The organism is Actinomadura sp. K4S16 (assembly GCF_008327685.1).
Taxonomy (GTDB): Bacteria; Actinomycetota; Actinomycetes; order Streptosporangiales; family Streptosporangiaceae; genus Spirillospora.
Window position 1 is genome coordinate 356,637 of the sequence record NZ_BDDE01000017.1, and the last position, 18,909, is coordinate 375,545.

17 protein-coding genes and 1 pseudogene are annotated in these 18,909 nt (G+C 72.5%); 7 read left to right on the forward strand and 11 right to left on the reverse strand.

What is annotated here, in order from left to right:
* Positions 1–42: 42 nt before the first annotated feature.
* Positions 43–1,248 carry an amidohydrolase family protein gene (locus K4S16_RS27690; protein WP_149261951.1) on the forward strand — a complete coding sequence of 402 codons (1,206 nt, stop codon included), beginning with the start codon at positions 43–45 and terminating at the stop codon, positions 1,246–1,248.
* Between the two features lie 112 nt (positions 1,249–1,360).
* On the opposite strand, the gene K4S16_RS27695 is transcribed toward K4S16_RS27690, so the two are convergent.
* The 4 genes from K4S16_RS27695 to K4S16_RS27710 form a co-directional block, all read right to left on the reverse strand.
* A complete protein-coding gene (locus K4S16_RS27695; protein WP_149261952.1) occupies positions 1,361–2,491 on the reverse strand; it encodes an ABC transporter substrate-binding protein in 1,131 nt (376 codons plus the stop codon).
* Positions 2,492–2,518: 27 nt separating this feature from the next.
* Positions 2,519–3,394, reverse strand: coding sequence for an ABC transporter permease (locus K4S16_RS27700; RefSeq protein ID WP_149261953.1), 876 nt, complete (start codon positions 3,392–3,394; stop codon positions 2,519–2,521).
* Positions 3,391–4,221, reverse strand: a complete 831-nt coding sequence (locus tag K4S16_RS27705) for an ABC transporter ATP-binding protein (protein ID WP_149261954.1) — start codon at positions 4,219–4,221, stop codon at positions 3,391–3,393. The genes K4S16_RS27700 and K4S16_RS27705 overlap by 4 nt, the downstream gene beginning before the upstream one ends.
* A gap of 90 nt (positions 4,222–4,311) precedes the next feature.
* Positions 4,312–5,604, reverse strand: a complete 1,293-nt coding sequence (locus tag K4S16_RS27710; protein WP_149261955.1) for a CaiB/BaiF CoA-transferase family protein — start codon at positions 5,602–5,604, stop codon at positions 4,312–4,314.
* A gap of 267 nt (positions 5,605–5,871) precedes the next feature.
* Here K4S16_RS27710 and K4S16_RS27715 point away from each other — a divergent pair, with 267 nt between their 5' ends.
* Positions 5,872–8,856 (forward strand): WD40 repeat domain-containing protein, encoded by a 2,985-nt coding sequence (locus K4S16_RS27715; protein ID WP_149261956.1) that lies wholly within the window; start codon positions 5,872–5,874, stop codon positions 8,854–8,856.
* A gap of 64 nt (positions 8,857–8,920) precedes the next feature.
* On the opposite strand, the gene K4S16_RS27720 is transcribed toward K4S16_RS27715, so the two are convergent.
* The gene (locus K4S16_RS27720) at positions 8,921–10,024 is read right to left on the reverse strand and encodes a hypothetical protein (protein ID WP_149261957.1); all 1,104 of its coding nucleotides are present in this window, start codon (positions 10,022–10,024) and stop codon (positions 8,921–8,923) included.
* 129 nt (positions 10,025–10,153) lie between these two features.
* Here K4S16_RS27720 and K4S16_RS27725 point away from each other — a divergent pair, with 129 nt between their 5' ends.
* From K4S16_RS27725 to K4S16_RS27735, 3 genes are read left to right on the forward strand one after another with little or no spacing between them, the layout of a single operon-like run.
* Complete coding sequence (locus K4S16_RS27725; RefSeq protein ID WP_149261958.1) at positions 10,154–11,284, forward strand: ABC transporter permease; 1,131 nt, start codon at positions 10,154–10,156, stop codon at positions 11,282–11,284.
* Positions 11,281–12,009 carry an ABC transporter ATP-binding protein gene (locus K4S16_RS27730; protein ID WP_149261959.1) on the forward strand — a complete coding sequence of 243 codons (729 nt, stop codon included), beginning with the start codon at positions 11,281–11,283 and terminating at the stop codon, positions 12,007–12,009. Before K4S16_RS27725 ends, K4S16_RS27730 begins: the two co-directional genes overlap by 4 nt.
* Before the next feature lie 56 nt (positions 12,010–12,065).
* Positions 12,066–12,650 (forward strand): TetR/AcrR family transcriptional regulator, encoded by a 585-nt coding sequence (locus K4S16_RS27735; protein ID WP_149261960.1) that lies wholly within the window; start codon positions 12,066–12,068, stop codon positions 12,648–12,650.
* A gap of 51 nt (positions 12,651–12,701) precedes the next feature.
* Here the strand turns inward: K4S16_RS27735 and K4S16_RS27740 are convergent, their stop codons facing one another.
* The 3 genes from K4S16_RS27740 to K4S16_RS27750 are packed head-to-tail and all read right to left on the reverse strand — an operon-like array spanning position 12,702 to position 15,971.
* On the reverse strand, positions 12,702–13,304 hold the full coding sequence (locus tag K4S16_RS27740) for a TetR/AcrR family transcriptional regulator (RefSeq protein ID WP_149261961.1): 603 nt from the start codon (positions 13,302–13,304) through the stop codon (positions 12,702–12,704).
* Positions 13,305–13,308: 4 nt separating this feature from the next.
* On the reverse strand, positions 13,309–14,430 hold the full coding sequence (locus K4S16_RS27745; RefSeq protein WP_149261962.1) for a hypothetical protein: 1,122 nt from the start codon (positions 14,428–14,430) through the stop codon (positions 13,309–13,311).
* A 17-nt stretch (positions 14,431–14,447) separates the two neighbouring features.
* Positions 14,448–15,971: an NAD(P)/FAD-dependent oxidoreductase gene (locus K4S16_RS27750; protein WP_200842158.1), complete on the reverse strand. Its 1,524-nt coding sequence runs from the start codon at positions 15,969–15,971 to the stop codon at positions 14,448–14,450.
* Between the two features lie 178 nt (positions 15,972–16,149).
* Here K4S16_RS27750 and ppk2 point away from each other — a divergent pair, with 178 nt between their 5' ends.
* Positions 16,150–16,953: a polyphosphate kinase 2 gene (ppk2, locus tag K4S16_RS27755; protein ID WP_149261963.1), complete on the forward strand. Its 804-nt coding sequence runs from the start codon at positions 16,150–16,152 to the stop codon at positions 16,951–16,953.
* Between the two features lie 31 nt (positions 16,954–16,984).
* Here ppk2 and K4S16_RS27760 read toward each other — a convergent pair whose 3' ends face one another.
* Positions 16,985–17,227, reverse strand: a complete 243-nt coding sequence (locus K4S16_RS27760; protein WP_149261964.1) for a hypothetical protein — start codon at positions 17,225–17,227, stop codon at positions 16,985–16,987.
* Between the two features lie 221 nt (positions 17,228–17,448).
* On the opposite strand from K4S16_RS27760, the gene K4S16_RS27765 reads away from it, so the two are divergent.
* The gene (locus K4S16_RS27765; protein WP_149261965.1) at positions 17,449–18,198 is read left to right on the forward strand and encodes a TIGR02206 family membrane protein; all 750 of its coding nucleotides are present in this window, start codon (positions 17,449–17,451) and stop codon (positions 18,196–18,198) included.
* Positions 18,199–18,212: 14 nt separating this feature from the next.
* Here K4S16_RS27765 and K4S16_RS27770 read toward each other — a convergent pair whose 3' ends face one another.
* Positions 18,213–18,434 (reverse strand): hypothetical protein, encoded by a 222-nt coding sequence (locus K4S16_RS27770; RefSeq protein WP_149261966.1) that lies wholly within the window; start codon positions 18,432–18,434, stop codon positions 18,213–18,215.
* Positions 18,435–18,642: 208 nt separating this feature from the next.
* A pseudogene (locus tag K4S16_RS46985) lies at positions 18,643–18,819 on the reverse strand (DNA-binding response regulator); the annotation flags it as partial.
* Positions 18,820–18,909: the final 90 nt, after the last annotated feature.

Below are 18,909 nucleotides of genomic sequence, written 5' to 3' on the forward strand. Positions count from 1 at the left end.
CTTGTTTCTGACGGTCCATCAGATTCAGTTCGGATGTGAGACATGAGCCTGTCCTTCGGCGAGCTACCCAAGATCATCAGCGTGGACGACCATGTCGTCGAGCCGCCGCACGTCTGGCGGAACTGGCTGCCCGCGGGGCTCCGCGACCGCGGCCCCCGGGTCGAGCGCCGGGGCGTCGGCGCGATGGAGCACCTCGGCGGCGGCACCTACCGCCAGACCTTCGACGACGACGGCCCGCAGGCCGACTGCTGGATCTACGAGGACCTCGTCTACGTCCACAAGCGCCATGTCGCCGCCGTGGGGTTCGACCGCGACGACATGACGATGTCCCCCATCACCTACGACGAGATGCGGCCGGGCTGCTGGGACCCCAAGGCCCGGGTCGCCGACATGGAGCTCAACCATGTCGAGGCGTCCTTGTGCTTCCCGACCTTCCCCCGGTTCTGCGGCCAGACCTTCACGGAGGCCAAGGACCGCGAGCTCGGTCTGGCCTGCGTGCGGGCCTACAACGACTGGATGGTCGAGGAGTGGTGCGGCGACTCGGGCGGGCGGCTGATCCCGCTGTGCCTGATCCCGCTCTGGGACGCCGAGCTGGCGGCGCGGGAGGTGCGCCGGAACGCCGCGCGGGGCGTGCGCGCGGTCTGCTTCAGCGAGATCCCGCCGCACCTCGGGCTGCCGAGCGTCCACTCCGGCGCGTGGGACCCGTTCTTCGCCGCCTGCCAGGAGACCGGCACGGTCGTGAACATGCACATCGGGTCGTCGTCCAAGATGCCTGCCACCTCCGCCGACGCGCCGCCCGCGGTCTCCGCCGCGCTCTCGTTCAACAACGCGATGGCCTCGCTGTGCGACTTCCTGTTCTCCGGGGTCCTGGTCCGCTTCCCGCAACTGGAGGTGGCCTACTCCGAAGGGCAGATCGGCTGGCTGCCCTACGTCCTGGAGCGGGTGGACGACGTGTGGGAGGAGCACCGCGCCTGGGGCGGCGTGCGGGACACCATCCCCGAGCCGCCGTCGGTCTACTTCCACCGCCAGGTGTACGGCTGCTTCTTCCGCGACGTGCACGGGCTGGAGTCGCTCCACCGGATCGGCGCCGACCGGGTGACCTTCGAGACCGACTACCCGCACACCGACTCGACCTGGCCGCACACCAGGAAGGTGGCCGAGGAGATGTTCCAGGGCCTGGACGCCGAGACCGTCTACAAGATCACCCGCGGCAACGCGATCCGGATGCTGAAGCTCGACCTGGTCTGAGCGGGCCCCGCCGGCACCACGACGCCCGCGACGCCCGGAACGCCGTACGGCCCCGGAACCGTCTCCCGGTTCCGGGGCCGTGCCATGCCGTATGTCGTGCCGGAGTGCGAGGTCAGGGCTTGTGGCCCACGGCCTCCGCGTAGAAGGTGCGGTCGACGGCCTCCGACTCGGGCACCGTCCTGCCCAGGGCGCCGCCCTCGACGTAGGCCTTCTGCAACCGGTCGGTGGTGCCCTTGCGGATCTCCCAGTCCCAGATCGGGGGCGGGACGGCGGTGAGGCTCTCCGGCTTGAGGTTGAGGCTCGACGCGAGCTCCTCGACGAACGCGGCGCTCTTCTTGTAGTCCCCGACGAAGTACGTGTTCACGATCCGGATCAGGGCGCGGACGAACGCCACGCCCGCGTCCGGGTTCTCACGCAGCATCCCCGGCCCGTAGATGAGGCCGCCGAGCGGTTCGCCGAGGGGCTGGCCGCCGAGGAACTGGATCCCGGGCTTGCCGTCCACCTGCTTCCAGACCGGGTCGACCATCCACGCCGCGTCCACACCCCCGTTCTCCAGCGCGGTCACCGTGTCGGCGGGCCCGGTCAGGCTGGTGAAGCGGACCTTCTTGAGGCTGGTGCCGTGCCGGCCGAGCACCTGGCTCATCGGGTAGGTGATCACGCTGCCCTTGCCGATGAGCGAGCCGATCTGCGCGTTGTCGAGCCTGGCGGCCTCGGGCGCGGTCCCGTTCGGGACGCGGGCCCAGAGCCCGGACTTGGACTTCGGGTTGGACGAGTAGTTGCCGAGCACCCAGCGCAGCTCGAACTTCTGCTGGAGGCCGTTGAAGAACGCCGCCTCGGGCGCGGACCACATCGCGTCGAGGTCCCCCTTGGCCAGCAGCGGGATCGAGTCGGCGACCGGGAGCTGTTTGAACTCCACCTCCAGGTTCTCCTTGGCGAACTCGCCCTTGGCGATGCCGAGCTTGAGCGGGGCCACGAACTCGGCCGATCCGGTGCTGGAGGACACCGTGATCTTGGTCTTCTTCGCCAGCGGCTTCGGCGCGGGCGCGCCGGCCTTGCACCGGGCCGGGGCGCGGTCGGGGGCCAGGTCGGCTGGATCGCTCCAAGCCGTCGCGCCGCAGTCCGCCACCGGGCTGATCGGACGGGCCTTGCGCGGGGAGTCGGCGCTGACGGCGCCCTCTCCGCCGCACGCGCCTGCGGCGAGCGCCGCCGCGGCGATGATCGGAACGAACAGGGGGATTCTCATCTTGTCCTCCGGCATTGGAACGCCTGGTCAGGTACGGACGCGGTCCCGGTCACCGGGCGCCCAGGGGGTCAGCCGCCGGCCGAGGAAGCGGATGATCTCGGAGAAGACCACGCCGAGCACCGCGACGCAGACGATGCCGACGTACATCACGTCGTTCTGGAACAGCGCCCGCGAATTGAAGATCAGGTAGCCCAGCCCGTCGGTCGCCGCGACGAACTCCGAGGCCACGATGACCAGGACGGACACCCCCGCCGCGATCCGGGCCCCGACCATGATCTGGGGCAGCGCGCCGGGCAGCAGCACGTGCCGGAACATCTGCCACCGGCCCGCCCCGAAGACCGCGCCCGCCTCGCGGTACCCCTCGGGGACGGCCAGGAACGCCGACATCGTGGAGATCCACACGAAGAAGAAGACGGTGGCGGCCACCAGCGCGAGCTGGGGCCCCTCGCCGATGCCGAACATGTTGAGGAAGATCGGCAGCAGCGCCAGCTTCGGCACCACGTAGAGCGCGTCGAGCAGGGGCTCCAGCGCGGCCCGCACCGTCCGCGAGGTCCCCATCACCAGGCCGAGCAGCGCGCCGATGCCGGTGCCGATCAGGAAGCCGAGGACGACCCGGCGGGTCGTCACCCACACGTCCGGCCAGAGCTTGCCGTCCACGGCCAGGTCCCAGCCGTTGGCGACGATGGTCGTCGGCGCGGGGTACAGCCGCGCGTCGATCCAGCCCTGGTCCGAGGCGACCTGCCACAGCCCGATCAGGACGACGGGGACGCCGATCGCCAGCCCGAGTTCCAGCGTGCGCCGGCGGGCCGCGGCCCCGGCCGGGGACCGCTCGGCGGCTCCCGGTTCGCGCACGATGATCCGCTCTTCGGCCGACGCCGCCCGCAGGGTCTGCTGTCCGGTCATCTCGCGCCGCCTCCAGCCGGTTCGATCTCGCCCCGAAGCAGGTCCCACAACTCGGCCTTCAGCTCCGCGCACTCGGGCGAGTGCCGGACGTCCCCGCTGCGGGGGCGGCCGAACGGCGGGGTGCGCTCGGCCAGGACGCGGCCGGGGCGGGCGCTCATCACCAGCACCCGGTCGCCGAGGACGATCGCCTCCTCCAGGCTGTGCGTCACGAACAGGACGGTGCGCCGGTCCGCCTCGCAGATCGCCAGCAGCTCCTCCTGGAGGATGGTGCGCAGCTGCGCGTCGAGCGCGGCGAACGGCTCGTCCATCAGCAGGATCTCCGGCTCGACGGCGAGGGCCCGGGCGATCGACACCCGCTGCCGCATGCCGCCCGACAGCGCGGCGGGGTAGGCGTCGGCGAAGTCGGTCAGGCCCATCCGGGAGAGCCAGTCGCGGGCCCGCCTCGTCGCCTCCTTCCGCCGGACGCCCTGGACGTCCAGCCCGAAGCGGACATTGGCCAGGACGGTCTTCCAGGGGTAGATGCCGTAGTCCTGGAAGATCATCGCGGCCGGGTGCGGGGCGGCGGCGCGGATCTCCAGGCGTCCCGCGCTCGGCCGCAGCAGCCCGGCGACCAGCCGCAGGAACGTCGACTTGCCGCATCCGGACGGTCCGACGATGCAGCAGAACTCGCCCGCCGTGATGTCGAGGTCGATCGGCCCGAGGGCGTGCACGTCCGCGCGGCCCCGGCGGAACCGGCGCTCGACGCCGGTCGCGCGGACGGCGGCGGGCGGTGGTTCCGGATCGTGCCGTGGGATCGCAGAACTCGTTCTGTTCTGGGCGAGTTCCATGGTCTCACCTCCAAGGACGCAGTGGAAGTGACAATATGACGGGTCGTCAGATATGTGCAATAGCCAACGGCGACCCTCTCCGGAGCGAGCTCAGCCGCCCGCCGTGCCGGAGACCGGGCGGGCCCCGCCCGCCGCGTCCGGTCCGCCGAGCGCGCCGGACTCGCGCAGCCGCGCGATCGCCGCCGGGTCGTAGCCGAGCACGTCGCGCAGGATCTCCCCGGTGTGCTCGCCCAGCTCGGGAGCCCGGCTCGGGATCCGGCGCCGCTCACCGACGAACCTGATCGGGCTCGGCAGCTGGTCGGTGCCGAGGCGCTCGGCCGGCAGCCAGGGCAGGCGGTCCTGGAACTGCGGGTCGGCGGCCAGCGTCCGGGGCGTGTTCACGGGCGCGATCGGCACGTCGTGCTCGACGCCGAACGCGATCCACTCGGCGCTGCGGCGCCCGGCGAAGATCTCCTTCAGCTCGTCGCGCAGCACGGTGTCTCCGACGGCGTGGTCGGCGTAGCGCGAGCCCGGATGGCGTTCGAACAGGTCGGGGCGGCCGACGGCGGTACAGAAGTTGCGCCACAGCTCGCGTTCGGAGGCCATGAGCAGGATGTGGCCGTCCGCCGTCGCGTAGAACTGGTACCGCACCCCGTCGCGCATGCCGGCCGTTCCCGGCTCGCGCCGCCGGTACCCGTCGGCGCGGTTGCCGGTGACCTCGCTCTCGGGCCGCTCGTAGGCCCGCCAGGTCTCGCTGCGCAGCCAGTCCATCGACGCGGCGGCGTCCGACTGCGCGACCTCCAGCCGCCCGCCCACCCCGGTCGCCCGCGCGCGGACGACGGCGGCGAGGATGCCGAGGGCCGCGAACAGCGGCCCGGCGTTGATGCCCGTCGACGGGTGCTCGGGGATCGCCCAGTGGCCGTCCCCGGTCGGTTCCGGGCGGACTAGCCCGGCCCACGTGTCGAAGGCGACGCCGTGGCTCGGCAGGTCGCGGTACGGCCCCGTCTCGCCGTACCCGGAGATGCCGCAGAACACCAGGCGCGGATTGACCTCGCCGAGCACGTCGGGCCCGACGCCGCGACGCTCCAGGCCGCCCGGCCGCATCGCCTCCACGACGACGTCGGCGCTCCTGGCCAGGTCGAGGAAGACCTCCCGCCCCTCGGCGGTGCGCAGGTCGAGCACGATGCTGCGCTTGCCCCGGCTGATGTGCAGGTGCATCAGCGACACCCCCGACACGAGCGGCCAGGTCGTCTCGCGCAGGTAGTCGCCCCGCGGCGGCTCGACCTTGATCACGTCGGCGCCGAGGTCGGCCAGATGGGTGGTGGCGGCGCCGGGGCCGAGCATCGACGCCTCGACGATCCGGACCCCGGCGAGCGGCGCGCCGGGCCGGGTAGGGGTTTCCATCGGGACCGCGCCTCCGAGAGCCGACCGGACGGGCGGCGTTCCCACCCGTTTCTGACTGTCCGTCAGATTAACGCCGCGAAGCCGGAACTGAAAGCCCGTCAGGTTCCGGTCCGCTCCGGGACGGCCTTCGAGAACGCCGGTTCGAGGGCGGCCGGTCTCCGTCGGCACCGCGCGGCAGGACCGCCGAGAAGCCGCGTTCAGGCCGCTTTCCATGAATGTCGTAGATCGGCCGACGGCGCCGGAGCCGGTCGGTAAGGTCCGATGATCATGAAGCTGCGAGGGCGCACGGTCGTGCTGTACGGGGAGTTCTGGGAGATCGAGAGGGAGTCCGCGGTACGGCGGCTCCGGGCGCTCGGCGCACGCGTGGCGCAGGACGCGACCGAGGAGACGGACCTCATCTTCCTCGGTCCCGGTGAATCAGGGCCGATTCCCCGCAACGACGCGATGCTCCGCACGCCGTACTTCGACGAGGAAGCGCTGATCGGCATGCTGGAGCGGGAGGAAGGCGGGGCCGCGCCGGTCGAGGCCCCTCCCCGGCCGTTCGTGCCGGCCGCCGAACTGGCGGAGGCGCAGGCGTCCCACGATCTGTACTCGCTCCTGGACGGGGCCGACTGGTCGGCGTTCGCGCCGGCCCGCGACGTCCCACCGCTGCGGGCCCGGCTGGCCGAACTCGAACGCGCCGAGGGCGTGACCGACGCCCACCGGCTGGCCACCCGGCGGCTGATCGACACCGGCGCGGCGCGGCTCCAGCACCCGTACGGCCACGACACGGAGATCGTCGCCCACGCGATGAGCCCGGACGGCCGCTACCTGGCCACCGGCAGCTGGGTCGGCGACGACTACGACGCGGGCGGCGTCCTGCAGATCTGGGAGGTCGCGGCCGGACGGTGCGTCAACACCGTGCGCCGCATCGACGGCGGCATCGGATGGCCCGGCTACGAGCGCACGATCCAGTGGTCCGCCGACTCCTCCCGCATCGCCCTGGCCCACTCCACGAACATGGTGGGCGTCTGGTCCTTCGACGGCGAGCGGCTCGCCACGATCAGCGTGTCGGACGGCAACTCGCGCCCCTCGCAGTTCGCCCTCTCCCCCGACGGGCGCAGCGTCTACTACCACTGCGGCACCAACGGCGACGGCGGACTCCAGGGCTGCGTCGTCCCGCTGGAGCACGGCCACCTGAACTGGCTGCCCAACCATGTGGAGACCGACCACCCGTACCTGATGGCGCGCCGGCTGCCCGAGTCCGTGCGGGCCCGCTTCGCGGAGCTCGAAAGGTACGAGGACGACTGGAAGGTCGGGCAGTGGATCGAGGATCCGGAGTGGTCGCCCGACGGCACCCGGCTGTTCGGGGGCAACGCCATAGGCGTGGACGCCGCGACGCGCGAGGTCGTCTGGTACGCGCCCGGCAAGTTCGCCCGGCTCAGTCCGGACGGCCGTACCGTCGCCGCCGTCACCCGCCGCGGCCTGTTCCTGCGCGACGCGTCCACCGGGCGGATCCGCTGCGGCCCCTTCGCACTCGGCGGGCCCGTCTCGCTGCACTGGGCGCCCGGCCGCGCCGCCGACCGGCTGGCCGTCCTGACACCGCCCACGGGCACCGCCGAGACGGGCGGCGTCCACATCCTCGACGGCGAGCGCCTGGTCTTCAGCGCCAGGATCCCGCATGCGGGGTGGGGGGACCGCGAGGGCGACCGCAACGCCTGGGCCTGGGCGCCCGGCGGCGAACGGGCCGCCTTCCTGACCATCGAGGGAACCGCCGAGGTCTGGTCGTTCGCCGACCCGGCGGACCCCCGGCCGGTCCGGAGCGTGCCCGCCGGGGGCGCCGACGCCGTGTACTGGGGCGCGGACGACACGCTGGTGCTGCTCGACGACGCGGTCATGCAGTTCGTCAAGGCCGAGACGGGCGAGGTCGTCGGCGACTTCTACTCGCTGTACGTCCCGCCGGGCCCGCGTCCGGTGGAGGACGACCTCGCCGAGGAGTTCGAGGGGCGGATCTTCGCCCTCGGCGAGGACGACTGGGCGATGACCCTCCAGCCGGACGCCGTCATAGCTCCGGAGGGCCGCGAGGAGGAACTGGACGCCCTCCTCACCTGGGGGATCGGGTGGCGCCATGCCTGGCCGGTGCGCTGGGGCGAGCTCCGCGTCCTGCCCGGCGCCCTCGCCGCCGCCGACGTCCTGGACTCCGAGGACGGCGAGATCCTGCGCGAGTACCGGGAGGAACTGGAGGAGGCGGACGCCGGTGCGCCCGCCGAGTGGCCGCCCCCGAACACCGCGACCATGGACGACCTGTTCGAGGCGGCACGTGATTCGCTCGCCGGGCTCGACCGCTACAGCTGGGGCTCCCACATCGCCGACCACCTGCGGGCCGCCGCGCGGCTCCGGGCCCGGCACGGCGAACCCGAGGCCGCGATGGCCCTGGTCGGCGACATCCCCGAACCGGCGGGCCGGCTCGCCGCGGCGTCCGACGTCGCCGTGGTCCTCGCCCGGGCCGGGGACGTCCCCTCCGCCCGCAACGCCTTCTCCCTTGCCCGGTCGCTGATGCCCTCGGTGGACCAGAAGATGTTCGACGCCGACAGGTCCGCCTCGTTCGGCGCGGCCTGCCAGGCGATGGGGGACACGAGCACCGCCGAGCAGTGGTTCCGGCACGCCCGCGCGGCCATCACCATCGAGCCCAACCCGTGGCAGGACCACATCGCCGTCATGCACTCGATGCTGGAGTGCGGGCGCGACGACCTCGTCCGGGCCCTCCTGGACGACCGCTCCGGGCATCCGCACGGGAGCTTCTTCTGGGACGCGGAGTGGCTCGTCCACCTGCTGCGCACCGGTCGCTTCGACCTGGCCCGCGAGTTCCAGGACCTGCCCGGCTGGGACGTCCCGTACGAGGTGCTGACGGTCCTCGCCGAGCTGGGATTCGCCGATCTGCTGGAGACCTGGGGGGACCATAACTGGGCGGTCGGCGACGAGCTCTTCGAGCCGGCCCGCCGGGGGACGCCACCGGTGCGGCCGCCGGCGCCGACCGACCAGGACGTCCGGGAACTGGCCGAGCGCTACGCCCGCATCCAGGGGATTCCGCACTCGCAGCGCCGGCGCCCGATCGAGGAGCTGATCAGGGCCGCCGCGGAGCGGGGGCACATCTCAGCCGTCCTCGACCTCCTGGAACGGCTGCCGGAGCGCGGTGACTTCAACGACCGCCCCTCGGCGGCGTTCGGTGCGATCTGGCTCCTCTTCACCGGCTTCGACCGGCCCCCGTTCTAGCCGCGGGCGTCGTCCGGCGCCCCTGCCCGCATCCGCTGGTGCGCAGGGGCGCGGAGCGGCGGTGTCAGCTCCCGGTGACGCGGATCGGAGCCCAGCGGAACGCGATCACCTTGACGGTCCCCCGGCCCTTCGGCGGGACGTAGGTGAGCAGCTCGATGCGCTCGACCGTGGTGATGGCCCGCTTCATGCTGGAGCGGCCGGTGAACGGGCGGAGCAGGTCGCCCCAGTCCCGGTGCTTCCAGGTGATCCCGGCGCCCTTGCCCGCATGGCGGAACGACTCGGTCAGCTCGATCGCCGACCAGACGAGCGCGCCGCCGGACGTGGTGCGCACCGCGTACACCGGCGTCTTGGCCCCCGAGTAGGCCGCCGTGCCCGCCCAGCGCTGGGCGCGGAAGGTCTTGCGGTCCTGGAGCAGGCTGGCGCGCTTCTGCTTCGCCCAGGCCGGCACCGTGAACGAGCGGAGGTGCCCGCTCTGCGAGCCCCGGTTGACGGCGTCCGCCAGCGCGGGCGCCACCTGGTTCGGCGCGAGGACGAGCGAGGCGTCGGCCTCCGGGACGACGTCCGGGTAGTCGGCGACGTCCACGCCCGGCGCGATCGGGCCTTTCACCGGCTTGGCGGCCAGCGGCGCGTAGGCGGCGCGCCAGGGGCCGCCCTCCCGGTCCTGGACGAAAACGATGTGGTCCCGCACCGGCGGGTTCGCGCCGCGGTCGGTCATGACCGCGAAGAACCACTTGGGGTGGCCGGTGAACTTGGGGCTCGCCCCGAGGACCTGCCCGTACCTGGCCGGCTTGAACCGCAGCTTGTTCGCCTTGAAGATCCGGTACTTCGCGGCCTCCAGTTGCAGGGACGAACCGGTGTAGACGGTGGCGGCGCCCTTGGCGTTCAGCAGCTTGTGGACGGCGTTGGACTGCGCGACATAGCGCGCCAGGACCGGTCGCACCTGCTGCTCCGTCAGCGCCGGGGCCGGCGGGGGCGGCGGGGCGCTCTCGCCGGGGGCGCCGGCCTCCTCCTTGGCCTTCCCGACGATCCCGCAGCCGCCGGCCGCCAGCGAGACGGCCAGGGCGAGCGCCACGGCGGGACGAGCATGCGGCAACAAGATGATCTCCAATCGGGCCGGGCCCTGCGGCCCGCTCACCTGGCTCAGCGCCAGGAAGATCAGCACTGTCACATCTGTCGCAAATGTCGCGATCAGTTCGCGGGAGCGCCTCCGGTCACGGGGACTCGGCCCCCGCGGCAGGTTGGCGACATCGTGTTGGTATCTTGACGACATGATGTCGACAAAAGCGCGGGTGGGCTGATGTTCCTCGCACTTCGTGAGCTGCGGTTCGCCAAGGTCCGGTTCGGGCTGATGGGCGCCGTCGTCGGGCTGATCGCGGTCCTCATGGTGATGCTGTCCGGGTTGTCGGTGGGACTGGTCCGGGACGGGGTGTCCGGGCTGCAGAACCTGCCGGTCACCTCCTTCGCGTTCGAGCGCGGCGTCCAACACGACTCCGCCTTCTCCCGGAGCGTGGTGGACATGTCCGCCGTGGACGCCTGGCGGAGCCGGCCGGGCGTCGCGGAGGCCGCCCCCTACGGGAACACGCTCGTCAACACCAAGAGCGACCGCGGCGTGGACATCGACCTCGCGCTGTTCGGCGTGGCACCGGACTCGTTCCTCTCCCCCGAGGTGAGCGAGGGCGCGCGCCTGAGCGGCGCGGACGGCATCGTCGTCAGCGACACGGCCCTGGACGCCGGCCTGCGCATCGGCGACACGGTCACGGTCGCCCGCCTCGGGACGAAGCTGCGCGTCGTCGGTGCCACCCCGCGGCAGAACACCTTCGGACACGTCGACGTGGCCTACGTGCCCCTGCGCACCTGGCAGCTGATCAAGGCCGGTGCGGCGCCGGGCGACCCGGTGCCCGCGCACGCCACGCAGGAGATCACCGCCGTGGCGGTGCGCGCGAAGTCCGGCGCCTCGGTCGACCTGGCCGCGGGCGACGCCGCCGCCAGGACCGAGAGCCTCACTCTGGAGGAGTCCTACGGCGCCTCGCCCGGCTACACGGCCGAGACGTCCACGCTCCAGCTCATCCAGGTGTTCCTGTACGCCATCTCCGCACTCGTCGTCGGGGCGTTCTTCGCCGTCTGGGCCATCCAGCGCAAGCACGAGGTCGCCGTGCTGCGCGCCATGGGCGCGTCGAGAGGCTGGCTGCTCCGCGACGCGCTCACCCAGGCGTTCCTCCTCCTCATCGCCTCCGTCGCGATCGGCGCCGGGATCGGCGTCGGGCTCGGCTCGCTCATCACCGGCGGCGGGATGCCGTTCGCCCTCAGCGCCCCGAGCGTCACGGCCGCCGCCGCGGGCCTCGTCCTGCTCGGGCTCGTCGGCGCCGGGGCCGCCGTCGCCCGGATCGCGTCCATCGACCCGGCCACCGTCCTTGGAGGAAACCGATGACCGGCCAGACCACGCCGACCGCCGGGCCGCAGGAGGCCGGCGCGACCGACCGCCCCGGGCTGGTCATGGAGGGCGTCGGCCTGCGGCACGGCGACGGCGCCGAGACCGTCCAGGCCCTCGACGACGTCGACCTGGTGGTGCGCCCCGGAGAGCTTGCCGCGATCGTCGGCCCGTCCGGCGCCGGCAAGTCGAGCCTGCTCGCGGTCGCGGGCGGCCTCGCCCGCCCGGACCAGGGCACGGTCACGCTGGCGGGGGTCGATCTCACGGCCGCCGGCGGGCGGGCCAGGGCGAAGCTGCGGCGCGAGCACGTCGGGTTCGTCTTCCAGTCGGGCAACCTCATCCCCGCGCTCTCCGCCGTCGACCAGCTCCGGCTGCCGATGCGCTTCCGGCCGCGCCGCGCGCGGTCCGGCCGCGACCCCCTCGCGCTGCTGGAGGACGTGGGCATGGCCGGCAAGGCCGACCGGCGTCCCCACCAGCTGTCCGGCGGGGAGCGGCAGCGGGTCGGGATCGCCCGCGCCCTGGTGACCGAGCCGAGCGTGCTGCTCGTGGACGAGCCCACCGCCGCGCTGGACCGGGCGCGCAGCCACGAGATCGTCCGGCTGCTCGCCCGCGAGGCGGGGCAGTACGGCGTGGCGGCCATCATGGTGACCCACGACCACGACGTCCTCGAACACTGTGACACGGTGTACGAGATGATCGACGGGCGCCTGACCGCACTCGCCTGACGCCCCGGCCGGGCCGCCCGGCGGGCGCGACGACGGGACAGGGGAAAGGGGGCCGCGTGCCGAAGATCCAGGCGCCGACCGTGGCGGAGCACCGCGCCGCGCAGCGCGCCGCCCTGCTCGACGCCGCCCGCGGCCTGCTGTCCGAGGAGGCCGAGCGGGCCCCCAGCCTGGCGGACGTCGCCCGCCGGGCCGGGCTCGCCCGCTCCAGCGTGTACGCCTACTTCAAGTCCCGTGACGATCTGCTCGACGCCCTCATCGTCGACACCTTCCCGCGCTGGTCCGCCTACGTCGAGGCGCAGATGGCCAAGGCCGGGACGCCCGGCGACCGGATCCTGGCCTACGTCTACGCCAACCTCCGCCTCGTCGCCCGCGGAGACCACGCGCTGGCCCGCGCCCTCGCGGCCACCGGCCGCACCGACACGCTGGCCAACTCCAGCCGGCTGCTGCACGACGAGCTCCAGACGCCGCTCCGCGCGGCCCTGGCGGAGCACGGCGCGTCCGACCCCGACCGGACGGCCGAACTCATCCAGTCGGTCGTCTACGCCCTGACACGGATGATCGAGGAGGGCCTCGCGGAGCGCGCGGCCCGCCGGCTCGCCCACGAACTGCTCACGCCGTACCTGCGCTCCGCGACGGAGTAAGCGGGACCGTCCCGCCACCGCGGCCGCCGCCTTCGCGCGGCACGCTCGCGGTCAGGCGCGGGCGCGCAGGGCGGGGGCCAGCCAGCGGTTCAGGACGGCGCGGAGCTCGGCCTCGTCCTTCCGCGGCTCGCTCGGGTGCTGGAGCAGCGAGGTCAGCAGGCGCATGACGATCTCGGCGAGCCCGTCGAGGTCGTCCTCGCCGATGCCGGCGGCGGCCCAGTCGACGGGAAAGCGCTGCAGCATCTCGGCGCCGTAGGCGATGGCGTCCGCGGTGGTGGCCCCGCGCCCGAAGGCGGCGGAGTCCTCCAGCTGGAGCAGCAGGCTCAGCTGCGGCTCGCTCGGGATGGTCCGCACGCAGAAGATCATGCCCTCGACCACGGCCTCGGCCGGGTCGCCGATGCCCTCGAGGTGGGCGATCAGCCGGTCCACGAACGCCTCGGCGCCCTGGGCCGCGACCTCGCCGATGATGTCGCTGATGCGGCCGAAGTGGCGGTAGACGGTCTGGCGGGTCACACCGAGCTCGGCCGCGACGTCGGACAGGGTCGTCTTCACGACGCCGTGCCTGTCGATGCAGCGGACCGTCGCGTCGACGATGCGCTGCCGGGCCTCGGCCTCCGACGCGGGAGGGCGGCCGCCCCAGCCGTGGTGCCCCATGGTCTTAGGATCGCACAGGCTCCGCCGTCGTCCGGGGCGCCGTCGCGCGCACCGCGGCCACGGTGAACACGGTGGCGGCGACGGCGCACAGCGCGGCGTACCAAAGGCTCCCGACCGGCGTCCCCTGCTCGGTGACGCCGTCGCTCGACGCCAGGTACGCGGGCAGCGCGACCAGCCAGAAGACGACGTGGACGCCGAGGTACAGCGCCGGATACGTCCGCGCGAACAGCGGCGAAGCCACCGGGGCGGCCTCGCGTGCGCGGCTCGCGCGCCAGGCCTCGGCGAGCAGGTAGAGGCCGGCGATCCACACCGCGGCGAGCTCGACGCCGAGGACGGCCCGCTGGGCCCCGAGGTGGTCCCGGAAGGCGCCGCTGGGCGCGCTCACGATGATCATCGCGAGCGGTGTCACCGCGCCGGCGAGGACGGTGCGCCAGCCGATCCGCGGCCCGGTCAGCGCTGGGCCGTCCCCGCGACCGACCAGGCGGACCACGAGGTAGGTCATCGCGCCGAAGGACACCGAGGCGAACAGGAGCATGCTGTTCATCGGCACCGAGGCGAGCGCGGGCTGGTTGATCTTCTCGTTGGCGGCGTTCCACGCCCACCACCGCAGCTGCGGGCCGAGCTGGTCGAAGACCTCGTAGAAGACCTGGCACGCGAACGCGACGGCCAGCGACCCGGCCAGCGGTCCGCGCCGCGCGAAGACGCCCAGGGCCCGGACCAGCTCGTAGGCGAGCTGCGAGATCGCGGGGTAGAAGGCCACGATGTAGAGCGGCAGCCGGTCGTACATGAACTGCACCGTGAACACGTTGTGGGAGAAGATGAACCCGACGTGCTCCTGCAGCCCGAACCAGCCGGGGAAGTACAGCGGCGGTTCGATCACGGCCAGGTAGACGACCGAGGCGAACCACAGCGAGAGGTTGACCGGGTCGCCGTCGCGGCGCCACCGCCGCCACGCATGGACCAGGGCGAACACCGCGCCGCCGATGACGAGCAGTTCCAGCGCCGGCATGGTGCCGTCGGCGAGGCCGAACGGATTGCGGACGCTGATCACGGGATCGGCGCCGTGGCAGGAGAAGCCGAGTCGCTCGGCGACGCGCTCGGCCGCCGAGTCGCAGGTGTACCCCATCGCTTGCTCCCTCGGAGTCAGGCGCCGACGAGGTCGTCGCCGCGGGCGCCGCCGGACGGGGAGGCGCCGCGCGGGCCGGCGTAGCCGGTGAAGTCGGTGCCGGGCGGGTCCCGCTGGTCGTCGAACCCGCCGGGCACGATGGTGCGGCCGAGCCGCTGCCGCAGCTTGTAGCGCACGACGCCGAACCAGAACCGCGGGTCCGCGGCCATCTGCCCCAGCGACCTGTCGAGGTTGAACACCTGGGCGAACGTCCGCTCGACGTAGGCGTCCTCGCGGCCGGCGGCGGTGATGGCGTTGAAGATCGGCCAGCTCAGGCGCGCGGTGATCCTGCGGCGCCAGGCAGGGGCGGTCTCGGTTCCCGTCGCGAAGTCGTAGGCCTGGTCACGGGCCATCGCCAGCATCCAGGGCACCTGGAGGGACGCCCTCTGCCGGCGGAGGAACTCGCGGGTGAAGGCGAGGTCGACGGCGCCGCGGACGCGCAGCATTTCGCCGAGGATGAGCGCGGAGCGGGCGGCGGAGCTCATCCCCTGGGCGTAGAAGGGGTTGAAGGCGCAGATCGAGTCGCCGATGCTCACGAGCCCGACCGGGGGCGCCTTGAGCAGGTCGAATCGGCGCCACTTGTTGCCGGTCGAACGGGTCAGGTGCACCTCGGAGGTCGGGGTGCAGGCGCGGGCGGCCCGGCCGAAGACCGGTGTCCGCACACGGTCCGCCGCGGCCTCGAACGCCTCGGCCTTGCGCGGCATCTCGATGCCCCACGACCCCATGCACACGATGGCCCGGTCCCCCTCGATCGGGAAGAAGTTGCTGAGAAACTCGTGCTCGGCGGGGTGGTCGCCGCCGTCCTGGGTCGGGGTGATGACGAGGTGCTTCCACCACCACGACTCCGGGCGCCGGTCGGCGGGCGGGAGGTCGTACCACCGCGAGGTGTAGGTGACCTTGGCGTCGAGGGTCTGCTGCGGCGGCACGTCCCAGCCGGCCGCGCCCAGCCAGTCGACGACCGACGAGCCGCGGCCCAGCGCGTCCACGACCAGGCCGGCGGCCAGGTAGCCGTCCTCGCCCTCGGCGGTGCTGTACTCGACTCCCTCGACGCGGCCGCTCGGGGCCCCGGCCCCGACCGACCGCAGCCCGGTGACGGTCACGCCTTCGCGGATCTCGATGGAGGGCACCTCGCGGACCTTGTCCCGCAGGACGCGCTCGATCAGCACCCGGGAGCTGTAGACCATCGTCATCGAACCCGACTTGCGCGGGGCCCAGCCGTCGTTCTCGCAGTAGGCGGCGTCCATCGACGGCATCAGGTGCATCCCGCCCGCGGCGATCAGCGCCTCCTCGAACCCGGGGAAGATCTCGCCGATCGCGCGCCGGCCGGAGTTGAGGAGGAAGTGCGGGTGCTTGCTCTGGGGGACGCCCCGGCGGTGCTCGGCGTCCGCCGGGAGCCGGTCCCGCTCCAGAACGACCACCCGGTCGAAGCTCCGCGCTAGCACTCCGGCGGCGCACAGCCCCGCCACGCTGCCGCCGAGCACCACGGCCGTCTCGTTCCGCATACCGCCACCGCCCAGACAGTCATTCCTACAGCCAGTCATTCATACATATCGTGAGTGAATGTATGACCCCGGTCGGGCGCGGTCAAGAGGCCTCCCGGACGGCCGGACACGCCGGATCCACCCGCTCACCGTCGCCCGGGACGTCCGGTGCGCCCCTCCTTGGGGTAGAGATGTCCTCATGAGCAAGGTCAAGCGCCTGCCCCGGAACGTGTACGAGCCGGAGCTGGCCCGCCTCCAGGCGGAGTTGGTGAAGCTGCAGGAGTGGGTGCGCAGCGAGGGCGCCCGCGTCGTCGTGGTCTTCGAGGGACGGGACGCGGCCGGCAAGGGCAGCACGATCAAGCGCGTCACCGAGTACCTCAACCCCCGCGTCGCCCGGATCGTCGCGCTGCCCGTACCGACCGACCGCGAGCGCACGCAGTGGTACTTCCAGCGCTACACCGAGCATCTGCCCGCCGCCGGGGAGATCGTCCTGTTCGACCGCTCCTGGTACAACCGGGCGGGCGTCGAGCGCGTCATGGGCTTCTGCTCCAAGCAGGAGTACACGCGCTTCCTCCACCAGTGCCCCATCTTCGAGCGCCTGCTGGTCGAGGACGGGATCCTGCTGCGCAAGTACTGGTTCTCGGTCAGCGACAACGAGCAGGAGCGCCGCTTCCGCAGCCGGATGGAGGACCCGATGCGGCGGTGGAAGCTGTCGCCGATGGACCTGGAGTCCATCACCCGCTGGGAGGACTACTCCCGCGCCAAGGACGAGATGTTCGTCCACACCGACATCCCCGAGGCGCCCTGGTACGTCGTGGAGAGCGACGACAAGCGGCGCGCCCGGATCAACATGATCGCCCACCTGCTGTCGACGATCCCCTACCACGCCGTCGAGCCGCCCCACCTGCCGCTCCCCGAGCGCCCGCCCCCGAAGGGCTACGAGCGCCCGCCGCGCGAAATGCAGACCTACGTCCCCGACCACTCCGCGTCCCTGCTCGAATAGCGCCACCGCCCCGGCGTCACCCCGCGTACGGTCAGACGCCGGGTTCGCCCCTCCGCGCGCCGGGGCGCCGCCGCAGCAGCATCACGATGATCGCGATCGCGCAGAGCACCCCGGGACCGCAGTGCACGAGCAGCACTCCGGCCAGGCTGGGCCCGCCCCAGTCCTCCCGGTAGGTCGCGGGGTCGGTCATGTCGATCACGAACGGCTCGGCGACCGCGCGCGCGACGAAGAACAGGCCGACGACGAGCCCGAGAACCGTGGCGACCTTCCGCACCTTGCGCTCCTTCCCTCGTCCGGACCACGACTTCACTCGCCGTCCATGCTCGCCCGCCGTCCGAGACCGCACATCACCCCGCGAAGCCATCTCTTGCATCACCCTGGAGTACTCAGAGGTCACTCTCAGCACCGGAGACGGCGTCCGCGCGTCGGACGATTCCCTGCCGCCGGGTGGAACCAACGCAGCCGCCGGGCGGCCGGGGCGGTTAGCATCGCCGGATGCCGCTGACCGACGCCGGGCGCTTCGCCGTGTACGGCCCCTCGCACTGGGCGGCGCTCGGGCTGTTCGCGGTCGGCTGCGTCGGCCTGGTGCTCGTCGGCCGATCCCAGCGCGCGGGAGCGGAGCCGGGCGCGGCCTTCGGTGAGCAGGCGCGGGGATTCGGCAAGGCGTACGCGCTGGCGATCGTGTACGTGATGGTCGGAACCCAGGTCCACACCCTGCTCCCCGGCCAGTGGCGGATCGGCGGGTCGCTGCCGCTCCAACTGTGCGACGTGGCCTGGCTGACGGCGGTCGGCGCGCTGTGGACGTTCGGCCGGCGCTGGTTCGCGCTGACCTACTACTGGGGGCTCACCCTCTCGGTGCAGGGCCTGCTCACGCCCGCGCTCAACGGCGGCGACTACCCCGGCATCGACTACCTCGGCTTCTTCGGGATGCACCTGATGATCGTGTGGTCCGCGGTGTACCTGACCTGGGGCCTCGGCATGCGGCCGGACTGGAGCGACTACGGGTTCGCGGTCGCCGCCACCGCGGCATGGGCGGTAGCCACCTTCGTCTTCAACCTCAGCGCGGGGACGAACTACGGATACCTCAACGACAAGCCCGGCTCCGGCTCGGTCCTGGACCTGATGGGCCCCTGGCCCTGGTACGTAATGGTCGAGACCCTGATCATCCTTCTCGGCTGGGCCCTGATCACCTGGCCCTGGACCCGCGCAAGCCGCCCGCCCGAAGCAGCGCGTCAGCGCCCGTAGTCCAGAAGGCGCCGCTACTTCTTCGCGGGGTCGGATCCCGCTCGCTTGACGATCTGGTCGCCGGGGTTCAGCGAGCTCCAGAGGGAGCCGTCGACGCGGATCTTCCTCGTCCTGCCGTCGGTGAAGGTGACCTTGAGGTAATGGTAGAGATTCGACCCGTCCGGGTTGCTGCGGGACTTCGCGGTGACGGTGCCTTCCCACGCTTCGTCCTCGTGCACCCGCCGTGACCTGAACATCTGCTCACCTGCCCTTGGTGATGGCGTTCTCACTTCTTGTGATCAGGTTAGGGCGGTGCGGAGCCGGTGGGCCTCGGCCGCGTGAGGGGTCTTGCGGATGCGACCTCAGGCTGAGGGGCGGGGGCGGACGATACCGAGGTCGTAGGCCATCACGACGGCATGGACGCGGTCGCGGGCACCGAGCTTGCGCCCTCAGCTGGACGGCCACGAATCTGTCGAGGAGCCGGCGCGTCGCGGTCGGGGCCGGCAGCGCCTCGCCTCGGGCGACCACCCTGATGGCCTCGGCCAGCTCCGGCGGGCGCACGGACTTGAGCAGGAAGCCGCTCGCCCCGGCCCGCAGCGCGGCGTAGAGCGGCTCGTCGAGGTCGAACGTGGTGAGGATGACGGCGGCTCCCTGTATCGCGAGCACGGGCCGGTCGGTATTCCGTGTTGTGAATGGTCGCCCGCGCCGCCGGAGCCGGGGCGGCCCCGCAAG

Excerpts from the sequence above, each read along its gene's own strand:
- K4S16_RS27690 (WP_149261951.1), top strand. The coding sequence starts at position 43 with ATGAGCCTGTCCTTCGGCGAGCTACCCAAGATCATCAGCGTGGACGAC.
- K4S16_RS27695 (WP_149261952.1), bottom strand. The coding sequence starts at position 2,491 with ATGAGAATCCCCCTGTTCGTTCCGATCATCGCCGCGGCGGCGCTCGCC.
- K4S16_RS27700 (WP_149261953.1), bottom strand. The coding sequence starts at position 3,394 with ATGACCGGACAGCAGACCCTGCGGGCGGCGTCGGCCGAAGAGCGGATC.
- K4S16_RS27705 (WP_149261954.1), bottom strand. The coding sequence starts at position 4,221 with ATGGAACTCGCCCAGAACAGAACGAGTTCTGCGATCCCACGGCACGAT.
- K4S16_RS27710 (WP_149261955.1), bottom strand. The coding sequence starts at position 5,604 with ATGGAAACCCCTACCCGGCCCGGCGCGCCGCTCGCCGGGGTCCGGATC.
- K4S16_RS27715 (WP_149261956.1), top strand. The coding sequence starts at position 5,872 with ATGAAGCTGCGAGGGCGCACGGTCGTGCTGTACGGGGAGTTCTGGGAG.
- K4S16_RS27725 (WP_149261958.1), top strand. The coding sequence starts at position 10,154 with ATGTTCCTCGCACTTCGTGAGCTGCGGTTCGCCAAGGTCCGGTTCGGG.
- K4S16_RS27730 (WP_149261959.1), top strand. The coding sequence starts at position 11,281 with ATGACCGGCCAGACCACGCCGACCGCCGGGCCGCAGGAGGCCGGCGCG.
- K4S16_RS27740 (WP_149261961.1), bottom strand. The coding sequence starts at position 13,304 with ATGGGGCACCACGGCTGGGGCGGCCGCCCTCCCGCGTCGGAGGCCGAG.
- K4S16_RS27745 (WP_149261962.1), bottom strand. The coding sequence starts at position 14,430 with ATGGGGTACACCTGCGACTCGGCGGCCGAGCGCGTCGCCGAGCGACTC.
- K4S16_RS27750 (WP_200842158.1), bottom strand. The coding sequence starts at position 15,971 with ATGCGGAACGAGACGGCCGTGGTGCTCGGCGGCAGCGTGGCGGGGCTG.
- ppk2 (WP_149261963.1), top strand. The coding sequence starts at position 16,150 with ATGAGCAAGGTCAAGCGCCTGCCCCGGAACGTGTACGAGCCGGAGCTG.
- K4S16_RS27765 (WP_149261965.1), top strand. The coding sequence starts at position 17,449 with ATGCCGCTGACCGACGCCGGGCGCTTCGCCGTGTACGGCCCCTCGCAC.
- K4S16_RS27770 (WP_149261966.1), bottom strand. The coding sequence starts at position 18,434 with ATGTTCAGGTCACGGCGGGTGCACGAGGACGAAGCGTGGGAAGGCACC.